This window comes from Robertkochia flava (genome assembly GCF_020166515.1).
Lineage (GTDB): Bacteria > Bacteroidota > Bacteroidia > Flavobacteriales > Flavobacteriaceae > Robertkochia > Robertkochia flava.
Genome location: NZ_JAINZT010000002.1, coordinates 367,398 through 384,031, shown reverse-complemented (window position 1 = coordinate 384,031; position 16,634 = coordinate 367,398). Strand labels below are relative to the sequence as shown.

The window sequence follows — 16,634 nt, the reverse complement described above, 5'->3', positions numbered from 1 at the left end:
TTGAGTAAATTAAAAGCTCATGAATCGTATTGCTCTTGTTCTCTGTATTCTTATAACCGGCATTTCGGCTGCCCAAACCGGTCAAAAAGCGGACAGCCTGATAAGCCTTATGTCCCTCGAAGAAAAAGTCTATATGGTTACCGGAACCGGGATGGACATTCCGGGCGTGCCCGAAAACAGCGAACCCATACAGGCCACAGTTGGCACTACCAAAGACAAAGTGCCCGGGGCGGCAGGCACCAGTTACAGTATCGAAAGGCTTGGCATCCCTGCCGTTGTATTTGCGGATGGCCCTGCCGGAATACGCATTGACCCCAAAAGGGACGAAGCCCCGGACCAATCATTTTACGCTACTGCCTTTCCAACCGCCATCACTATTTCCTCCAGCTGGAACACCGAACTGGTAAAGAAGGTAGGGATGGCATTCGGAATAGAGGGGAAACACTACGGAATAGACTTTTTACTGGCACCTGCCCTGAATATTCACCGTAATCCGCTTGGTGGACGAAATTTTGAATATTATTCTGAAGACCCTCTTTTATCAGGCACCATTGCCGGATATTTTGTTAAGGGCGTACAATCGCAAGGCATCGGGGCCACCTTAAAACACTTTGTGGCAAACAACTCAGAAACCAACCGTACGGCCCTGAACACCGTGGTTTCCAAACGGGCCCTTAGAGAGATCTACCTGAAAGGATTTCGGGTGGCCATGAAAATCGAACAACCCTGGGCTGTCATGTCCTCCTACAATAAGATCAACGGAATCTATGCCTCAGAGAACACTGCCTTATTAATCGATCTGCTAAGAAATGAATGGAACTTCTCCGGCTTTGTAATGACCGATTGGTTCGGCGGGCGAGATCCCATACAACAAATGGCAGCAGGAAATGATCTGCTGATGCCCGGAACGCCCCAACAGAATTCGGCCATCCTGGAAGCTGTAAAATCAGGAGTGCTCAGCGAAGAAATACTCGACCGAAACATAAGAAATATCCTCAACCAATATTTTAAAACTCCATCCTTCAACGGATCCAAACCAACCAATACCCCTCCGCTTGAACAACACAAAGGCATTGCGAGACAAGCTGCAACCGAAGGCATGGTACTTTTAAAAAACATGAATACCCTTCCGATTCAGAACGGTACCAAAATAGCATTGTTTGGCAATACCTCATATGCCACTATCTCTGGAGGCACCGGGAGCGGGGATGTAAATAAGGCCTATATGGTTTCCATAGAGGAAGGCCTTGAAAATGCAGGCTTTGCTGTAAACAGGGAGTTGGCACAGGAATACACCAGCTATATAAAATCTGAAGAGCAAAACATGCCCCCCAAGGAATTTTGGTTCGCACCCGACAGGCTTATACGGGAGATGCCCCTAACCCAGGAGGACATAAATCGTATGGCAGAGAACAATGACATGGGCATATACACCCTGGGACGTACATCAGGTGAATTCCAGGACCGCAACATCGAGGGCGATTACCTGATCACTCCAAAAGAAAAAGAACTGATAACTTCCCTGGCGGAGGCATTTCACTCAAGATCAAAGAAATTTGTGGTGATACTTAACATAGGTGGAGTTATGGAAACTCAATCCTGGAAATCGATTCCGGACGCCATCCTTCTGGCCTGGCAACCCGGACAGGAGGGCGGCAATTCCATTGCAGACCTCCTTAGTGGAGCAGTTACTCCAAGCGGTAAACTCCCGGTTACCTTTCCTGTTTCTCTTGAGGACGTTCCATCATCAGAAAACTTCCCGGGAACCGTTTTAGACCCGAACGCCCCTAAACCGGAGAATCCCATGATGGCTCAGGAATCCAGGGAAATCTACAAGGAAGACATCTATATCGGATATCGGTATTTCGACACCTTCAGGGAAGAAGTATCCTACCCTTTTGGGTATGGCCTGTCTTATACCCAGTTTGACTACCAGGATATAAGCATCCGGAAAAACGGAGACACCATCAATATTGACCTTACGATTTCTAACACAGGAACTTATCAGGGAAAGGAAGTGGTACAGGTTTATGTAAAATCACCTGAAGCAGACTCCCGGGGGCCACTGAAAGAGTTGGAGGCCTTTACTAAAACCACTCTCCTGCAGCCAGGAGGTTCTCAGGACATCACCTTAAGCATCCCCATTGATGAACTCGGGTATTTTGATGCCAGGGAAAACAGCTGGAAAACAGACGAGGGTACCTACAGCGTTTTGATTTGCACCGATGTGAATACGATTATCCATGAGAAATCCTTCGAATTACCTTCCATGATTATATTAAAAACAAAGGACATCCTGTCCCCTGAAAAACCACTAGAAACTCTTAAAAAATAACCAGTTTATGCGATCTTTTAAGTCAATCCAGTTATTAACCATCCTGTTTTTCTCTATAGCAATTAACGCCCAGGAGGCAGCAACTGAAAAGTACAAAGTAACCAGGGATGTGCTATGGGCTACCCCGGGAAACACTGAACTTCACATGGATATCTATTCCCCGGAGGAGAATGACAACCGGCTGCCCGTATTGATCATCTATCATGGGGGCGGATGGCTCATCAACACCAAATCCATCATGGATGAAATGTCGGAATACATTGCAGGAACAGGGAAATATGTAGTATGCAATGTCGATTACAGGCTACTCACTGCCAACAACAATACCACCCCTATGAATGCGATCATTGAAGACGCCATGGGCGCAGTACTCTGGGTAAAGGAAAACATCAGGGACTACGGAGGAGATCCTGAGCAGATCGCGGTTACCGGAGACAGTGCAGGAGGCCAGCTTGCGGCTATGGTGATGCAAGGCCAGGAACTCCTGGGAGCCTGCGGACTTTCGGCTTCTCAAATCTGCTTTAAACCCACCTATATGCCCGAGGGCGTAGTTGTGGAAACCGTAAAGAAGGAAAACCTGCTGGCCGTTCAGGCCGCTGTTATAAGTTATCCGGCAACAGACTTACTGGCGGCATGCAGCGGAAATGGACCCGGAACAGGATTTGAAAGCGCTTCCAATTTTTTCTGGGAAATGGGAAATGGGAAACCCAGAGGTATCTTTGGAGACAGCCTCAATGCCAAGGATCACAGCAGCCTTTATAAAAAAGTCTCACCCATATACACCATCCCTGAAGAGCGGAAACTCCCTCCCATATTCTGCCATGTTGGCGAGGAAGACAATACTACACCCCCTGCTGCAGTAGGAGCTTATGTAAACTCATTACGCGAACGGGGGGCAGATGTACTGTACAAAGTGTACCCTGACCAACCACATGCCTATCTCGACTCCGGAAGTAACGAATTTCTGGGAACCAGTTTTGAAAACAATGCCATAGGTCCGATCCGGGATATAATCTCCTTTCTGGACAACGTGTTCTATCAGGCCACCGGATCTGAAAAGGAATAATGGTCTTAGCATTTTAAAATTGGCCTTACAGAAGGTATCTTTGCAAAAAATAATCTGCAATGAAGGCGAAAACACCCAGTGAATCCCGCACTATTATGACCGACCTGGTCCTGCCCAGCGAGACCAACCCCCTGAACAACCTGTTCGGCGGGGAGCTTCTGGCAAGAATGGACAGGGCTGCAAGTATTTCTGCAAGACGTCATTCAAGAAGGGTATGTGTTACAGCATCCGTAAACCACGTGGCTTTCAACAGGGCTGTCCCGTTGGGTAGTGTTGTTACCGTTGAGGCCAGTATATCAAGGGCATTCAAAAGCTCTATGGAGATCTTTATCGACGTATGGGTCGAAGATCGGGAAAGTGGTAACCGCACCAAAGCCAATGAAGCGATATACACCTTTGTTGCCGTAGACGAAACCGGGCGCCCGGTGGAGGTACCTCCGGTGGCGCCGGAAACTGAACTGGAAAAGGAACGGTTTGCCGCAGCCCTGAGGCGCAAGCAATTGAGCCTTGTTCTCGCGGGTAAGATGAAGCCACAGGAGGCTACAGAGCTCAAAGCCCTTTTTGATTAAATCTTCCAGCTCTCGCTGCATCGTCTTACGAGAGCCCGCTAATATTACCTTCGGCATCGATATCCATACCTTCCGCGGCAGGTAGTGCCGGCAGTCCGGGCATACGAAGCATGGTGCCCGCAATCGGGATCAGGAAGCCTGCTCCCGAAGCCACTTCAAATTCCCGGATGTGTATATCGAAGTCTTTAGGCCTGCCAAGCAACTTCTCATCGTCTGAGAGCGATTTTTGCGTTTTTGCTATACAAACGGGCATCTTACCGAATCCGAGATCCTCAAAGCGCCTTAATTGGCTTTTCGCTTTGTTAGACAGGATAACGTATTTGGCCCCGTAAACAGTCTTGCATATTTTTTCGATCTTTTCCCGAACCGGGTCGTCCAGGCTATAGGTAGGCCGGAATGTGGATTTTGAACCTTCAACTGTTTTAGCCACTATGGTCGCGAGGGTACGGGTTCCTTCACTTCCCCTGGCGAAGCCCTCGCTCACGGCAACCTTCGCCCCATGTGCCTCACAAATCCGCTCCAGCACCCTGACCTCCTCATCGGTATCAGCATCGAACCTGTTTATACACACCACGGCAGGCACCCCGAAGCTCGCTATGGTCTCCAAATGTTTCCTGAGATTTTCGGCACCGGTTTCCACAGCTTTGGGATCGGGCTGCTTTAATTCGGACAAGGCCTTGCCCCCGTGATATTTCAATGCGCGAATGGTAGCCACCAGGACCACCGCCCGGGGAGAAATTCCCGCATTTCGGCATTTGATATTAAAGAATTTCTCAGCTCCGAGATCTGCGCCGAATCCCGCTTCTGTAACCACGAAATCTGCCAGGGACATCCCCATCTTCGTAGCGATAACACTGTTGGTTCCCTGGGCTATATTTGCAAAAGGCCCGCCGTGAATAAGGGCAGGGACATTTTCCAGCGTTTGCACCAGGTTAGGTTTTATAGCATCTTTTAACAGGGCGGCCATAGCCCCCTGTGCATTAAGGTCACGGGCATAGATGGCTTTCCCCTGGAACGTATCCCCGATGTAAATATTTCCCATTCGCTTCTTAAGATCACTCAAATCGTTGCTCAAACACAGTATGGCCATGATCTCTGAGGCGGCAGTGATATTAAATCCCGTTTCCATGGGAATTCCACCGGACTTCCCCCCAAGGGCACTTACGATCTTTCTCAGGGAACGGTCGTTCATGTCCATACATCGCTTCCAAAGTACCGTCCGCGGGTCTATCCCCAGGCTTCGGCTTTTACTCTGGATATTGTTATCGATAAGGGCTGCAAGCAGATTATTTGCTTTTTCAATAGCCGCGAAATCCCCGGTGAAATGAAGGTTGATATCTTCCATGGGCACCACCTGGGAATAGCCGCCCCCGGCGGCCCCGCCCTTAATGCCGAATACCGGGCCTAATGAAGGTTCCCGAAGCACTACTGCCACCTTTTTGCCGATGCTTGCCAAACCGTCTGCAAGACCAATGGAAGTGGTTGTTTTACCTTCTCCGGCAGGAGTCGGGGTGATGGCTGTGACCAGGATCAGGTTGCTCTGGCCCACCTTTTTATCATCTATTAGGGAAAGAGGAAGCTTTGCTTTATGCTTGCCATATTGTTCAAGCTGATCTTCATCGATGCCTAATTTGGCTGCAATTTCTTTAATATGACAAAGGCTGGCATGTTGTGCGATCTCGATATCTGATAACATATATTACGGTATTTTAAGTGAAAGGGCTGTTTCCTGTATATTCGCGTTTGCTAAAAATACAGGGTATTTTTCACTAAAAACCAAACAATTATCAGTTTATGAGGCAGCAGACAGAAGTTTAGACACTACATCCTGTAGATCCAGTCCGAAGGATTGTCGATCTTATTGTTCTCATAGATCATGAACTTCAGGAGGGTTTCGTTGGTTACATTATTGGTAAACACCTCCCCGATCTGTTCTTTGGTATTCACCACATCTCCTTCCTTCACGAAGACCTTACTGAGGTTGTTGTAAACAGAGATATAATTTCCGTGCTGAATAAGCACCGCCTTATTTCCTCCTTTATAACCGGTTACTGCCAGCACTTTTCCGTTAAAAACAGAACGGGCCCTCGACCCCTTTTCAGTGGCTATTCGCACCCCGTTACTTTTTATCTTTACCGAGGTAACCACCGGATGCGGTTGCGTACCGTAACGCATCTTGACCACTCCCTTTTCCACAGGCCAGGGCAATTTGCCCTTATTCTGACGGAAATCCTGCCCGACCAATCTCGCTTCTGCTGTAAGTGCGAAGCTCGTAGATGAGGCGGTAGCGCCTTTTTTAGTATTCTCCCTGTTGGAACGGGCTATGGCCTCTTTGATAAGCTTATCGATCTGCCTGTCGATCTCATCAGATTCCTTTTGCTTCTTGCGGATCTGGGCCGCATAGGTGCTCTCTTTTTGCTTTATGGCATCGACCAGGCTACGTTGAGAGCCAAGTTCCTTTTCGAGCTGCGCCTGTACCTGCTTATTCTCATCGATCAATTTCTGTTTTTCCCTTCGCTGAACCACAAGCCCGTCATTAAGCGCCTTGAGTTTTTCCGTAGTAGCCACGATCTCCTGCCCCTGTTCTTTGCGATAGGCTGCATATTGCTGCATATATTTCATACGCTTAAAGGCCTGCTGGAAATTCTCGGAAGACAACAGAAACATAAGCCTGCTTTGCTGAGATTTACTTTTATAGGATTTCCTGATCATGGCAGCGTAGTCTTTCTTCAGCTCCGCTAACTGGCTCCTCAGGGTTTTGATCTCCTTCTGATTGGCATTGATACGCCGGTTAAGCAGATTGGCCTGCTGGTTGGTCACTTTTATCAGTTCACGCCTCACCCTGATCTTCTGATTGAGATCTTCGAGTTCCTCCAAAACCGATTTGCGTTCTTTACGTTGCTGAGACAACAGGGAATTTATCTGACGGATTTCATCCTGGAGGCGTTCCTTTTGCGCCTCCAGCTTTTTCTGTTCTGAAGACTGAGCGTGTACCCCTCCCAAAGCAAGGAAAGCGGTTAAAACAAGAAGAATGAGGCGCGATTTGAGGTTATTCATAAACTTACTCCAGTTCTATTGGCTTGTATCCGATTGGAATGCTATAGGGAAAAGTGACCTGCTGATCAAACTCAAGGTTTCTGTATTCCAGGTCGATCCGGGTGATCTCTGCTCCGTCAAGAGCCTCAAGACTGATCTTATCGGGAACCACCTTTCCTTCCACATCCTGATAGCTTTCATATGCAATATTAAGAATTCTTCCTTTTTCCGGCTGGGAAAGTTGCTGAAGGGCAATTTTAAAATTACTGGGCTCGAGCAGAAACAACAGTTTAAACAATTCCAATTGCCTGTCCGGCTTCAGCTGATACAGGTTCTCTGCAATGGAGGCCGTGTATCGCTGGTCTTTCAAATCATAGATGGACTGCCCCAGCAGGAGGTTCTGAACCATCGTAAAATTCACTTCTGTACCGAGTAATTCATTGAGGAGGGTGAAATCTCCGTCAAAATAAGTATTGTCGAGCTTGTTGTAAAAACTCACCCTGTCCGGGGTGATAAGGACCTTCACTACAGAAAGGGTAGCTGCCAGCCAAATGGCCTCATCCTTCTTCATTCGAAGGCTCACCGAGAAACCCTGGTCACTATTCCCGTCGGTATAATCCACCTTCACCCTACCCCTCAGGGTTTCAAAATCGACATCATTCTGATAGTGATTTCTAATGATCTGTTTCGCGCTAAGGTTGCTTTTGGTTTCGCCTGAAGTGACCATTTTCTTGGAACCACAGGAAGACAGTACTAAAGCGGCAAGCAAGAGAATACCTGCTCCCGACCGTATTTTATGTACGAGACTAAAACCCTTTCTGACCGATCTTATTTTCAATTTCCTTTCGTTTTTTGTCATTACCGAGAACGCCATATGCTTCCTTCATTAACTGATAAAAAGCAAGTTCCAGTTGATTATCGTCCAATAAATATGCCAATCCCTCCTGGGCGGTCTCCAAAGCCTGCTCTGCATCCCCGGTTTTTAACTGGGCCAGGCCCCGGAAATAATAGAACTCCGGTTGAGCCGGAAAATTGCCTACGGCCTCCGTACTTACCAGCAACAGTTCTTCATAATTCCTTAATCCTGCAAGAGATTCAAGGGCTTTTTTATATTCGTTCAGGGTGTTTAATTCTCCTGTAGCAGTTGCCTCCTCCGGCAATTTCTCAGAACCGCTCCGGGCAGATGCACTGCGCTGATCTATGAGGCGCAGTTTAACTGCAGCAAAGGCGGTATAGGCCTCATCCGGAAATTCCACGGTATTCAGTGCGGCCTCCGCCTTATCAAAATCCTTGTTTCGTATGTAGAGGTCTGCCACCAATAATTCCTGCTCCCATCCGTATTGCCTGTAACCCTCTGCCACTGCGACTGCCTTCCCGGGATCTTCCTGCTCCAGATACAATTGCACAACTGCATTCAGGTACCAGAAATTGCCGGGTTCTGCCTTCAGGGCATTCTGAAGGTGTTCTTCCGCAGGAAGGTATTGTTTTAACTCTCCGTAAAGACGGCCGAGCTCGTAATCAACCACCGCCTCTCCAGGCTCCAGCCTTTTACATTCCACAAGATGATTCAACGCTTTATCGAGGTTCCCGATCCCTTTTTGCTTTAAGGCTTCAAAAAAATTGTCCTGAAAGGCGTCTTCCACCAGCTCTGTAGACAGCTCAGCACTTTCTTCGACCTGGGCATGAGAGGCAACAGGAAAACACACCATTACCATTACTGCAAATTTCCAAAACCATTGAACACCCTTCATCCCGGAATCATTTTATCGGTTAACGACTTCCTAAGCCCGCCACCAGCAGCATTCAGGTAAGCGCAGAAAAATCGCCTATACTTACATCTTTGAATGCTCCATTAAATACTGCATGGTTGCCGATCATAGCATTATCCAAGTTAGCATTTTTTATGATGGAATGGGTTTGTATTAGACTGTTTTTAACAGTCGAATTTTCAATGCGAGTGCCCTTACCCACAGACACATTCGGGCCCACCACGGCATTATGAAGAACCACCCCTTCCCCAATATAACAAGGGGGTATGATCTCGGAATTTCGCATTTCAATGTTTTCAGAAACCAGATCCTGACCTTCCTCATGCAGAAATCCGAGCATACGGGAATTTGTCTCTACGGTAACGTTCTTGTTTCCGCAATCCATCCATTCATCCACTTTCCCGGGAACAAAGCGCATTCCTTTAGCCATCATCGCCTTGATGCCATCATTGATCTGGTACTCACCACCATGAATGATGTTATTATCCAGTACCGTCTGAAGCTCCTGCTTTAACGCTCCGGCATCTTTAAAATAATAGATTCCGATAACGGCAAGGTCAGAAACGAATTCCTGAGGCTTTTCCACCAAACCGGTAATGGCTCTCTCTTTGTTCAATTCCACCACACCGTATGCCTGGGGATCCTTTACCTGTTTCACCCAGATCACACTGTCTGCAGACGTGTCGAGGTTGAAATCTGCCTTGAATAGGGTATCGGCATAGGCAATCACACATGGCCCCTCAAGGGAATCTTTGGCACACATAATGGCATGGCCGGTTCCCAATGGCCTATCCTGGTAGTAAATAGTACCTTTAGCGCCCAGATCCGAGGCTACCCCGAGTAGTTTTTCTTCGATCTCCGGCCCGAAATCATCCTTGATAACAAAAGCCACCTCTTCCACCTGTTCATCAAGTACTGAAGCGATGTCTTCCACGAGGCGTTGAACAATTGGTTTCCCCGCTATCGGGATCAGGGGTTTTGGGATTGTAAGGGTATGCGGACGCAATCTGGATCCTCGTCCGGCCATGGGTACAATAATTCTCATGTCTTTCAGCATTTATGACCTTACGGTCTCATTATAATATTTTCAGATCTTCAGTTATTTGGTTCCGGTACTCCCGAATCCACCTGCACCTCTTGAGGTTTCAGAAAGAGCCTCCACCTGGTTCCATTCTGCACGTTCGTGTTTGGCGATCACCATCTGCGCAACACGTTCTCCGTTTTCAATGGTAAAGGGCTCATTCGAAAGATTAACGAGGATAACGCCAATCTCGCCGCGGTAATCGGCATCTATGGTACCGGGCGAATTGAGTACGGTAATTCCTTTCTTGGCCGCAAGTCCGCTACGCGGTCGTACCTGGGCTTCGAATCCCACAGGTAATTCAATAAACAAACCTGTTTTCACTATAGCACGTTCAAGGGGTTTCAAGGTAATGGGAGCATCAATATTTGCCCTGAGGTCCATTCCTGCAGAGGCGAAGGTCTCATATTCCGGCAAGGCATGAGACGATCTGTTAATCACGTTAATCTTCATAAATTGGTTTTATTTGAACTTTTTGGCGGTACTATCGAGCAAGGGCTTAAACAGCTTTCTCAACTCCTGCCGCTCCAAATAATAGATGAGGCTCAAAAATAATAAAAGTAAAACGGTTCCCGGTAACAGGCTACCCTTAAAAACATAAAAGGCCAGGGCAGAAAACACCACGGAAGTAGTCATATATACCCCGATCTTTTTCAGGTCATAAGGAATGGGATAGTGTTTTTGTCCCAGCAGATAGGAGGTGGCCATCATGGTGCCATAGGCCGCAAGGGTGGCAATAGCCGACCCTTTATAACTAAGCACCGGAATAAGCAGCAGGTTCAGCACGATGGTAATAACCGCCCCGCCAACAGATATCCATGCCCCATAAATGGTTCGGTCTGTGATCTTATACCAGACAGATAAATTATGGTATACGCCCAAACATAGATTGGCCAGGAGAATGAAAGGGACTACCCATAAGGCTCTCCAGTAACTCCTTTCCGGCAGTAGAATTGCAGCAAAAAGATCGGTATACACCACCACAAAAAGGAGGATCAAAGATCCAAAGATGGTGAAGTAAAGGGTAATATTGGCGTAGGTATTCCTGGCATCCTTCTTATTGGCCTGACTAAAGAAGAAGGGCTCCACCCCAAGTTTAAAGGCCGTAACAAAAAGCGTCATGAACGCCCCAAGTTTATACGCTGCACCGTAAACACCTACTTCAGACTCAGCAACGGCTTCGGGAAGCAGGTACCTCAGCATAAGCTTATCACCTGCCTCATTTATGGAAAAGGCCATTCCGGCTACCAATACCGGTAAGGCGTAAATAATCATCTCCTTCCATAGCCCCAGGTCCAATCGCAGTCCGATTCGAAAATACAAGGGAGCAACCAGCAAAAGGGTCACCGCACTGGCTATGATATTGGAAATAAAAATATAATGAACCTTATTTTCAAAAACCAGGTGATCGGCTATTCCATCGCCTGCTCCGGTGATTTCAGGCAGTACTAAAAAGAAGAAAAGATTCAGCCCCAGGTTGATCACCACATTGGTGATCTTAATCACTGAATACCGCATGGGTTTTTCATTTTGCCTGAACCAGGCAAACGGAATTACTGCCAGGGTATCCAGAAAAAGGATAACCACAGCGTACACGATAAATGCGGTTTGATATTTGAGGAACTGCGAAAGTTCTGCCTTAAAAACAACGGCCAGCAAGAGAAAAATAACCGCTGTAGTAAACAAGGATGTCAGCGCTGTGCTTTGCACTTTCTGCTTATCATCGCCCCGGTTGATAAACCTGAAAAAAGCGGTCTCCATACCGTAAGACAGGAGAATATTCCCCATGATAAGATAGGTCATCAGGATGACATAGACACCGAATTGCTTTTCCGGTAGCCCCGAGACATAAAGAGGGGTGAGCACTAGACCTAAAACGCGCGGAAGTACTGTAGCCAGTCCGTAAATAAAGGTATTCTTAAAAAGATTCTTCAGGGCGCTCAAATTGACATCTTTAAGGTCTAAAAGTATTTAAATTAATCAGGCCTGACAATGGAAGCACTTAATTTTTTAAAGCCGGTCGGTCTTCGTAGTGTATAGCCGGAGCCAATTGCATCCCGGTTACTTTGTAATACTTCCTTTGCTCTCCATCTGAATAAGACAGTACGGCCTGATCATGTTCAAGTTGGAATGGAAGATGTGTATTTCGCGGAGGTTGGTTCCCGAATTCCTTCTTCGGATCGGCATGCATAATAATATCATAGGGTTGCTCCTTATTCTCTATGGTGGCTTTGTACACCAGATAGCTCCCTTTTTGTATGCGCATTAAAGGGGCCTTAGTTGTTCTGAAATATACGGTATCCAGGATTATCTCCTTTCCCGAGGCTACGGGAAAAAACAGGTTAACGCCCTTATACTGATCGGCCTCCCCGGCTGTCCAGGGTTCAATATGAGCCGTATCCAGGGAAAAAGGCGGGTTGCTTTCAAACACCTGGGAGCTGCCACACTGGGCAAAAGCCAGAAGGGTAACCCCGCCGAATAAGATATTGAGTATATGCTTCATGGGTATGATATCTTTTATAAAGATACATATTCAAAATTGATGCCACTATGAGAAGTGAAGAGTAGGGAATGGCATTGAGTCAGGAACCGGGAAGCAAGGTAAAGAATGAAGAAGACCGGGCCTGACATACCACCTACCTGATGCCATGCACCGGCAAGATCATTCGCTAAAAAAGATGCGTTGAACGCATTATAGCGTCACTCTGCCTTGTCCAGGGGGAAGTCGGGGACAGATACAGCAGGTAGTAGTGTTTAAAAATCTTGCTTGTTCTGAGCATTTCATTTTCTAACAAATAAAAAACCCCCACGTTTCCGTTAGGGTTTTCTCTGGGCTTTAATACCAGTATTATTATCCGTTAAGGGCTTCGGCACCACCAACGATCTCGAGGATCTCTGCGGTAATAGCCGCCTGACGGGCTTTGTTATAGGTCAGGGTTAATTCTGCCTTTAACTCTCCAGCATTATCAGTTGCCTTATGCATAGCTGTCATACGCGCTCCATGCTCAGACGCAAAAGAATCCCTGATGGCTTTGTACAATTGGGTCTTTAGCGACTTGGGGATAAGAGTCTCGACGATCTCCAGCTTATTAGGCTCGAAGATATAGTCCATAGCACCCTTAGCTTCCGTTTCATTGGCGCGAATAGGAAGGAAATCCTCCACTTTCACGATCTGTGTAGCGGCATTCTTAAAGTGGTTATACACCAACACGATCTTATCGTACTTTCCTTCGGTATAATATTGCATCAGGGTTTCTGCGATGGCAGCAACATTATCAAAAGTCAGGTTTTCAAAGATCCCGTTGTCATTCAGGGCGATATCATACCTCTTGGAGAGGATGTCATTTCCCTTTTTACCAATGGTCACCATATCAATGGTCTTTCCGGCGAACTCCTGTGTTGCGACACGGGCAGACTCCTTGATGACATTCGTATTAAAGGCCCCACACAGACCTCTGTTAGAAGTAATGGCTACGATAAGTACCTTGTTAACCTCTCTCTGTTCTGCATAAACGCTTCCGGCATCACCTTCCAGGGTGGCGCTGAGGTTTTGCAAGAGTTCAGTTAATTTATCGGCATAAGGCCTCATGGCAGTGATCGCATCCTGGGCCTTTTTCAATTTGGCCGCAGACACCATCTTCATTGCACTGGTGATCTGCATGGTGGATCCTACCGAGGTAATCCTGCTACGTATTTCTTTTAAATTTGCCATACTTTTATTTATAGATCCGGTCCGGGGCCTTTCAGCCCCGGGCCGAATAGAATATTAAAATTAAGCCTTGTATTTCGCAGAAAGGTCTTTTGCTACCGCTTCCAGGGTATCAGTAACCTCATCTGTAAGCTTACCAGCTTTCAGGGTATCCAGAACATCTCTGTGCTTGGTATTAAGGAAAGCCAGGTAATCTCTTTCAAACTCCTTAACCTTCTCTACAGGAACGTCCTTAAGCAGATTCTTTGAACCGGCATAGATAATAGCTACCTGATCTTCTACGGAATAAGGATCGTTTTGCGCCTGCTTCAGGATCTCTACGTTACGCTTACCTTTAGAAATTACGTTCATGGTAGCCGCGTCAAGATCAGAACCGAACTTGGCAAAAGCCTCCAGTTCACGGTACTGCGCCTGGTCAAGCTTTAGGGTACCAGCCACTTTCTTCATCGATTTGATCTGAGCAGAACCACCCACACGAGATACAGAAATACCTACGTTAATTGCAGGACGCACCCCAGAGTTGAACAGGTCAGACTCGAGGAAGATCTGTCCGTCAGTAATCGAAATTACGTTGGTTGGAATATAGGCAGAAACGTCACCCGCCTGAGTTTCAATGATAGGAAGTGCAGTAAGCGAACCGCCACCTTTCACGATAGGCTTCAGCGACTCCGGAAGGTCATTCATATTCTTCGCGATCTCATCATCGGCGATTACTTTCGCCGCACGCTCAAGAAGTCTTGAGTGCAGGAAGAATACGTCTCCAGGATATGCCTCACGTCCCGGTGGACGACGAAGCAGAAGCGACACCTCACGGTAAGCTACCGCCTGCTTAGAAAGATCATCATAAACGATAAGTGCAGGACGACCAGTATCTCTGAAATACTCTCCGATAGCTGCACCAGCGAAAGGAGCATATACCTGCATTGGCGCAGGGTCAGAAGCGTTAGCCGCTACGATAACAGTATAAGCAAGAGCTCCCTTATCTTCCAGGGTCTTGGCTATACCAGCAACGGTCGAAGCCTTTTGTCCGATCGCTACATATATACAGAATACAGGTTCCCCTGCATCATAAAATTCCTTTTGATTCAGGATGGTGTCGATACAAACAGTGGTTTTACCAGTCTGACGGTCTCCAATAACCAGCTCACGCTGACCACGTCCTACAGGGATCATGGCATCTACAGACTTAATACCCGTTTGAAGTGGCTCGTTTACCGGTTGACGGAAAATTACTCCAGGAGCTTTTCGCTCGAGTGGCATTTCGTAAAGATCACCTCCGATAGGTCCCTTTCCATCGATCGGGTTACCAAGGGTGTCAACAACACGTCCAAGCATTTGCTCACCTACCTTAATAGAGGCAATTCTTTCGGTACGTTTCACGGTATCTCCTTCCTTCACACTGATAGAAGGCCCGAGAAGTACGATACCTACGTTGTCTTCTTCAATGTTAAGTACAATACCTTCCATCCCGTTCTCGAAAGAAACGAGCTCTCCGTACTGAACATTATTCAGTCCGAATACACGGGCAATACCGTCACCGATCGTCAGAACGGTACCAACTTCATCTAAAGAAGCCTTTGCTTCAAACCCTGATAGTTGCTTTTTTAATATTGCTGATACCTCAGCAGCTTTAACTTCAGCCATCTTAATTAAATATTTAGATTTTCGACCTGGTCACCCGAGGGCATCCGGCCATCCTTAATTTTAAATTTATGCAGAGACCACCGCCTGATTCAGGAAGTCTCTTTTTAAGTTATTCAGTTTATTGGCAATGCTGGCATCGTACTGCTGGTCTCCTACTCTCAGGATAAACCCTCCGATGATCGCTTCATCCACCACGTTCTCCAGAGTTACCTCCTTTGAGGTAAGCTCGCGAACTTTGGCAAGAATTTTTGCCTCTACATCTCCGGTAAGCGGAACGGCAGTTGTTACCACAGCCTTCTCTTTACCCTTAAGCTCATCGTAAAGTACCACGAACTTCTGCGCAACCAGACCGAGGATCTCGATACGGTTGTTTTCCATAAGAAGCGCCACAAGCCTTTCAGCGGAATCACTGAAATCACTAAACACTTCCTTAAGAATGCTCATTTTAAGGTTTGCCTTGATCACCGGACTTTCTATCAGTGAACGAAGGTCTTCATTTTCTTCTACTACCCGGATTACATTAAGCATATCCCCATGAACGGTCTCTAAAGCCCCGTGTTCCTGAGCATAGCCTAAAATAGCCTTTGCGTATCTGGTTGCTGCCCTGCTACCTGTCATGCTGTATTAGTTTAGCTTTACGTCGTCTAACATTCCTTCAACAAGCTTAATTTGCTTGTCTTTTGCAGAAAGCTCCTGTCTAACCACCTTCTCGGCGATCTCAATAGAAAGTTCCGCGACCTTATTTTTAAGGTCATTTACCGCAGCCTGCTTTTCACTCTCGATAGAAGCCTGTGCTGAAGCGATGATCTTGTTTGCTTCCGCCTGAGCCTGCTCCTTAGCATCAGCGACCATCTTATCCTTCACCTCACGGGCCTCCTTCATCATGGCATCTCTTTCCGCTCGGGCTTCCTTAAGCAGCTTTTCGTTGTCTGCCTGAAGGTTTTGCATCTCCTTACGGGCACTCTCGGCCGACTCCAACGCCTTTCTGATCCCTTCCTCGCGATCATTCACCGCCTTAAGGATAGGACCCCATGCATATTTTTTAAGTAGTAATACTAATCCAACAAAAATGACAATCTGCCAAAAGAAGAGTCCGAATGAAAATTGTTCTATTAACTTTTCCATGAAATATTTTATTAATAATGTTTAATCGACATTTTAGAACAAACAGCCGTAACCAACCGTTACAGCTGTTTGTTTAGTCTTAAGCTGCAAAAAGAGCAGCAAATCCAATACCTTCGATAAGAGCCGCAGCAATAAGCATAGCAGTCTGGATCTTACCAGAAGCCTCTGGCTGACGAGCAATAGCGTCCATAGCCTGACCACCGATTCTACCGATACCAAGACCAGCACCAATTACAATTAAACCAGCTCCTACAATAGTTGGGATTTCCATAGTTATATAATTAAAAATTAAACATTCAA

General features: G+C 46.8%; 16 protein-coding genes. 3 read left to right on the top strand and 13 right to left on the bottom strand.

Annotated features, from left to right (window positions below; genetic code table 11):
• Positions 1 to 19 precede the first annotated feature (19 nt).
• From K7R11_RS02090 to K7R11_RS02080, 3 genes are read left to right on the top strand one after another with little or no spacing between them, the layout of a single operon-like run.
• The gene (locus K7R11_RS02090) at positions 20 to 2,335 is read left to right on the top strand and encodes a beta-glucosidase (protein ID WP_224488255.1); all 2,316 of its coding nucleotides are present in this window, start codon (positions 20 to 22) and stop codon (positions 2,333 to 2,335) included.
• A gap of 7 nt (positions 2,336 to 2,342) precedes the next feature.
• A complete protein-coding gene (locus K7R11_RS02085) occupies positions 2,343 to 3,401 on the top strand; it encodes an alpha/beta hydrolase (RefSeq protein ID WP_224488254.1) in 1,059 nt (352 codons plus the stop codon).
• 59 nt (positions 3,402 to 3,460) lie between these two features.
• Positions 3,461 to 3,970 carry an acyl-CoA thioesterase gene (locus K7R11_RS02080; protein ID WP_224488253.1) on the top strand — a complete coding sequence of 170 codons (510 nt, stop codon included), beginning with the start codon at positions 3,461 to 3,463 and terminating at the stop codon, positions 3,968 to 3,970.
• Between the two features lie 25 nt (positions 3,971 to 3,995).
• Here K7R11_RS02080 and K7R11_RS02075 read toward each other — a convergent pair whose 3' ends face one another.
• The 13 genes from K7R11_RS02075 to atpE form a co-directional block, all read right to left on the bottom strand.
• On the bottom strand, positions 3,996 to 5,666 hold the full coding sequence (locus K7R11_RS02075; RefSeq protein WP_224488252.1) for a formate--tetrahydrofolate ligase: 1,671 nt from the start codon (positions 5,664 to 5,666) through the stop codon (positions 3,996 to 3,998).
• Positions 5,667 to 5,791: 125 nt separating this feature from the next.
• Entirely contained in the window at positions 5,792 to 7,027 is a 1,236-nt protein-coding gene (locus K7R11_RS02070) for a murein hydrolase activator EnvC family protein (RefSeq protein ID WP_224488251.1), read from the bottom strand.
• A gap of 4 nt (positions 7,028 to 7,031) precedes the next feature.
• Positions 7,032 to 7,844 carry a DUF4292 domain-containing protein gene (locus K7R11_RS02065; protein ID WP_224488250.1) on the bottom strand — a complete coding sequence of 271 codons (813 nt, stop codon included), beginning with the start codon at positions 7,842 to 7,844 and terminating at the stop codon, positions 7,032 to 7,034.
• Positions 7,813 to 8,757 carry a tetratricopeptide repeat protein gene (locus K7R11_RS02060; RefSeq protein ID WP_224488249.1) on the bottom strand — a complete coding sequence of 315 codons (945 nt, stop codon included), beginning with the start codon at positions 8,755 to 8,757 and terminating at the stop codon, positions 7,813 to 7,815. The genes K7R11_RS02065 and K7R11_RS02060 overlap by 32 nt, the downstream gene beginning before the upstream one ends.
• 52 nt (positions 8,758 to 8,809) lie before the next feature.
• Positions 8,810 to 9,820: a sugar phosphate nucleotidyltransferase gene (locus K7R11_RS02055; protein ID WP_224488248.1), complete on the bottom strand. Its 1,011-nt coding sequence runs from the start codon at positions 9,818 to 9,820 to the stop codon at positions 8,810 to 8,812.
• Between the two features lie 54 nt (positions 9,821 to 9,874).
• Positions 9,875 to 10,309 (bottom strand): dUTP diphosphatase, encoded by a 435-nt coding sequence (gene dut / locus K7R11_RS02050; RefSeq protein ID WP_224488245.1) that lies wholly within the window; start codon positions 10,307 to 10,309, stop codon positions 9,875 to 9,877.
• Positions 10,310 to 10,318: 9 nt separating this feature from the next.
• Positions 10,319 to 11,800: a lipopolysaccharide biosynthesis protein gene (locus K7R11_RS02045; protein ID WP_224488243.1), complete on the bottom strand. Its 1,482-nt coding sequence runs from the start codon at positions 11,798 to 11,800 to the stop codon at positions 10,319 to 10,321.
• A gap of 58 nt (positions 11,801 to 11,858) precedes the next feature.
• Complete coding sequence (locus K7R11_RS02040) at positions 11,859 to 12,359, bottom strand: hypothetical protein (protein ID WP_224488241.1); 501 nt, start codon at positions 12,357 to 12,359, stop codon at positions 11,859 to 11,861.
• A gap of 348 nt (positions 12,360 to 12,707) precedes the next feature.
• The gene (gene atpG / locus K7R11_RS02035; protein ID WP_224488240.1) at positions 12,708 to 13,568 is read right to left on the bottom strand and encodes an ATP synthase F1 subunit gamma; all 861 of its coding nucleotides are present in this window, start codon (positions 13,566 to 13,568) and stop codon (positions 12,708 to 12,710) included.
• A gap of 60 nt (positions 13,569 to 13,628) precedes the next feature.
• Positions 13,629 to 15,209, bottom strand: a complete 1,581-nt coding sequence (gene atpA / locus K7R11_RS02030) for a F0F1 ATP synthase subunit alpha (RefSeq protein ID WP_224488239.1) — start codon at positions 15,207 to 15,209, stop codon at positions 13,629 to 13,631.
• A gap of 66 nt (positions 15,210 to 15,275) precedes the next feature.
• Positions 15,276 to 15,827 carry an ATP synthase F1 subunit delta gene (atpH, locus tag K7R11_RS02025; RefSeq protein ID WP_224488238.1) on the bottom strand — a complete coding sequence of 184 codons (552 nt, stop codon included), beginning with the start codon at positions 15,825 to 15,827 and terminating at the stop codon, positions 15,276 to 15,278.
• Between the two features lie 6 nt (positions 15,828 to 15,833).
• Complete coding sequence (locus K7R11_RS02020) at positions 15,834 to 16,334, bottom strand: F0F1 ATP synthase subunit B (protein WP_224488237.1); 501 nt, start codon at positions 16,332 to 16,334, stop codon at positions 15,834 to 15,836.
• A 79-nt stretch (positions 16,335 to 16,413) separates the two neighbouring features.
• Positions 16,414 to 16,605: an ATP synthase F0 subunit C gene (gene atpE, locus K7R11_RS02015; protein ID WP_224484301.1), complete on the bottom strand. Its 192-nt coding sequence runs from the start codon at positions 16,603 to 16,605 to the stop codon at positions 16,414 to 16,416.
• Between the last annotated feature and the right edge of the window lie 29 nt (positions 16,606 to 16,634).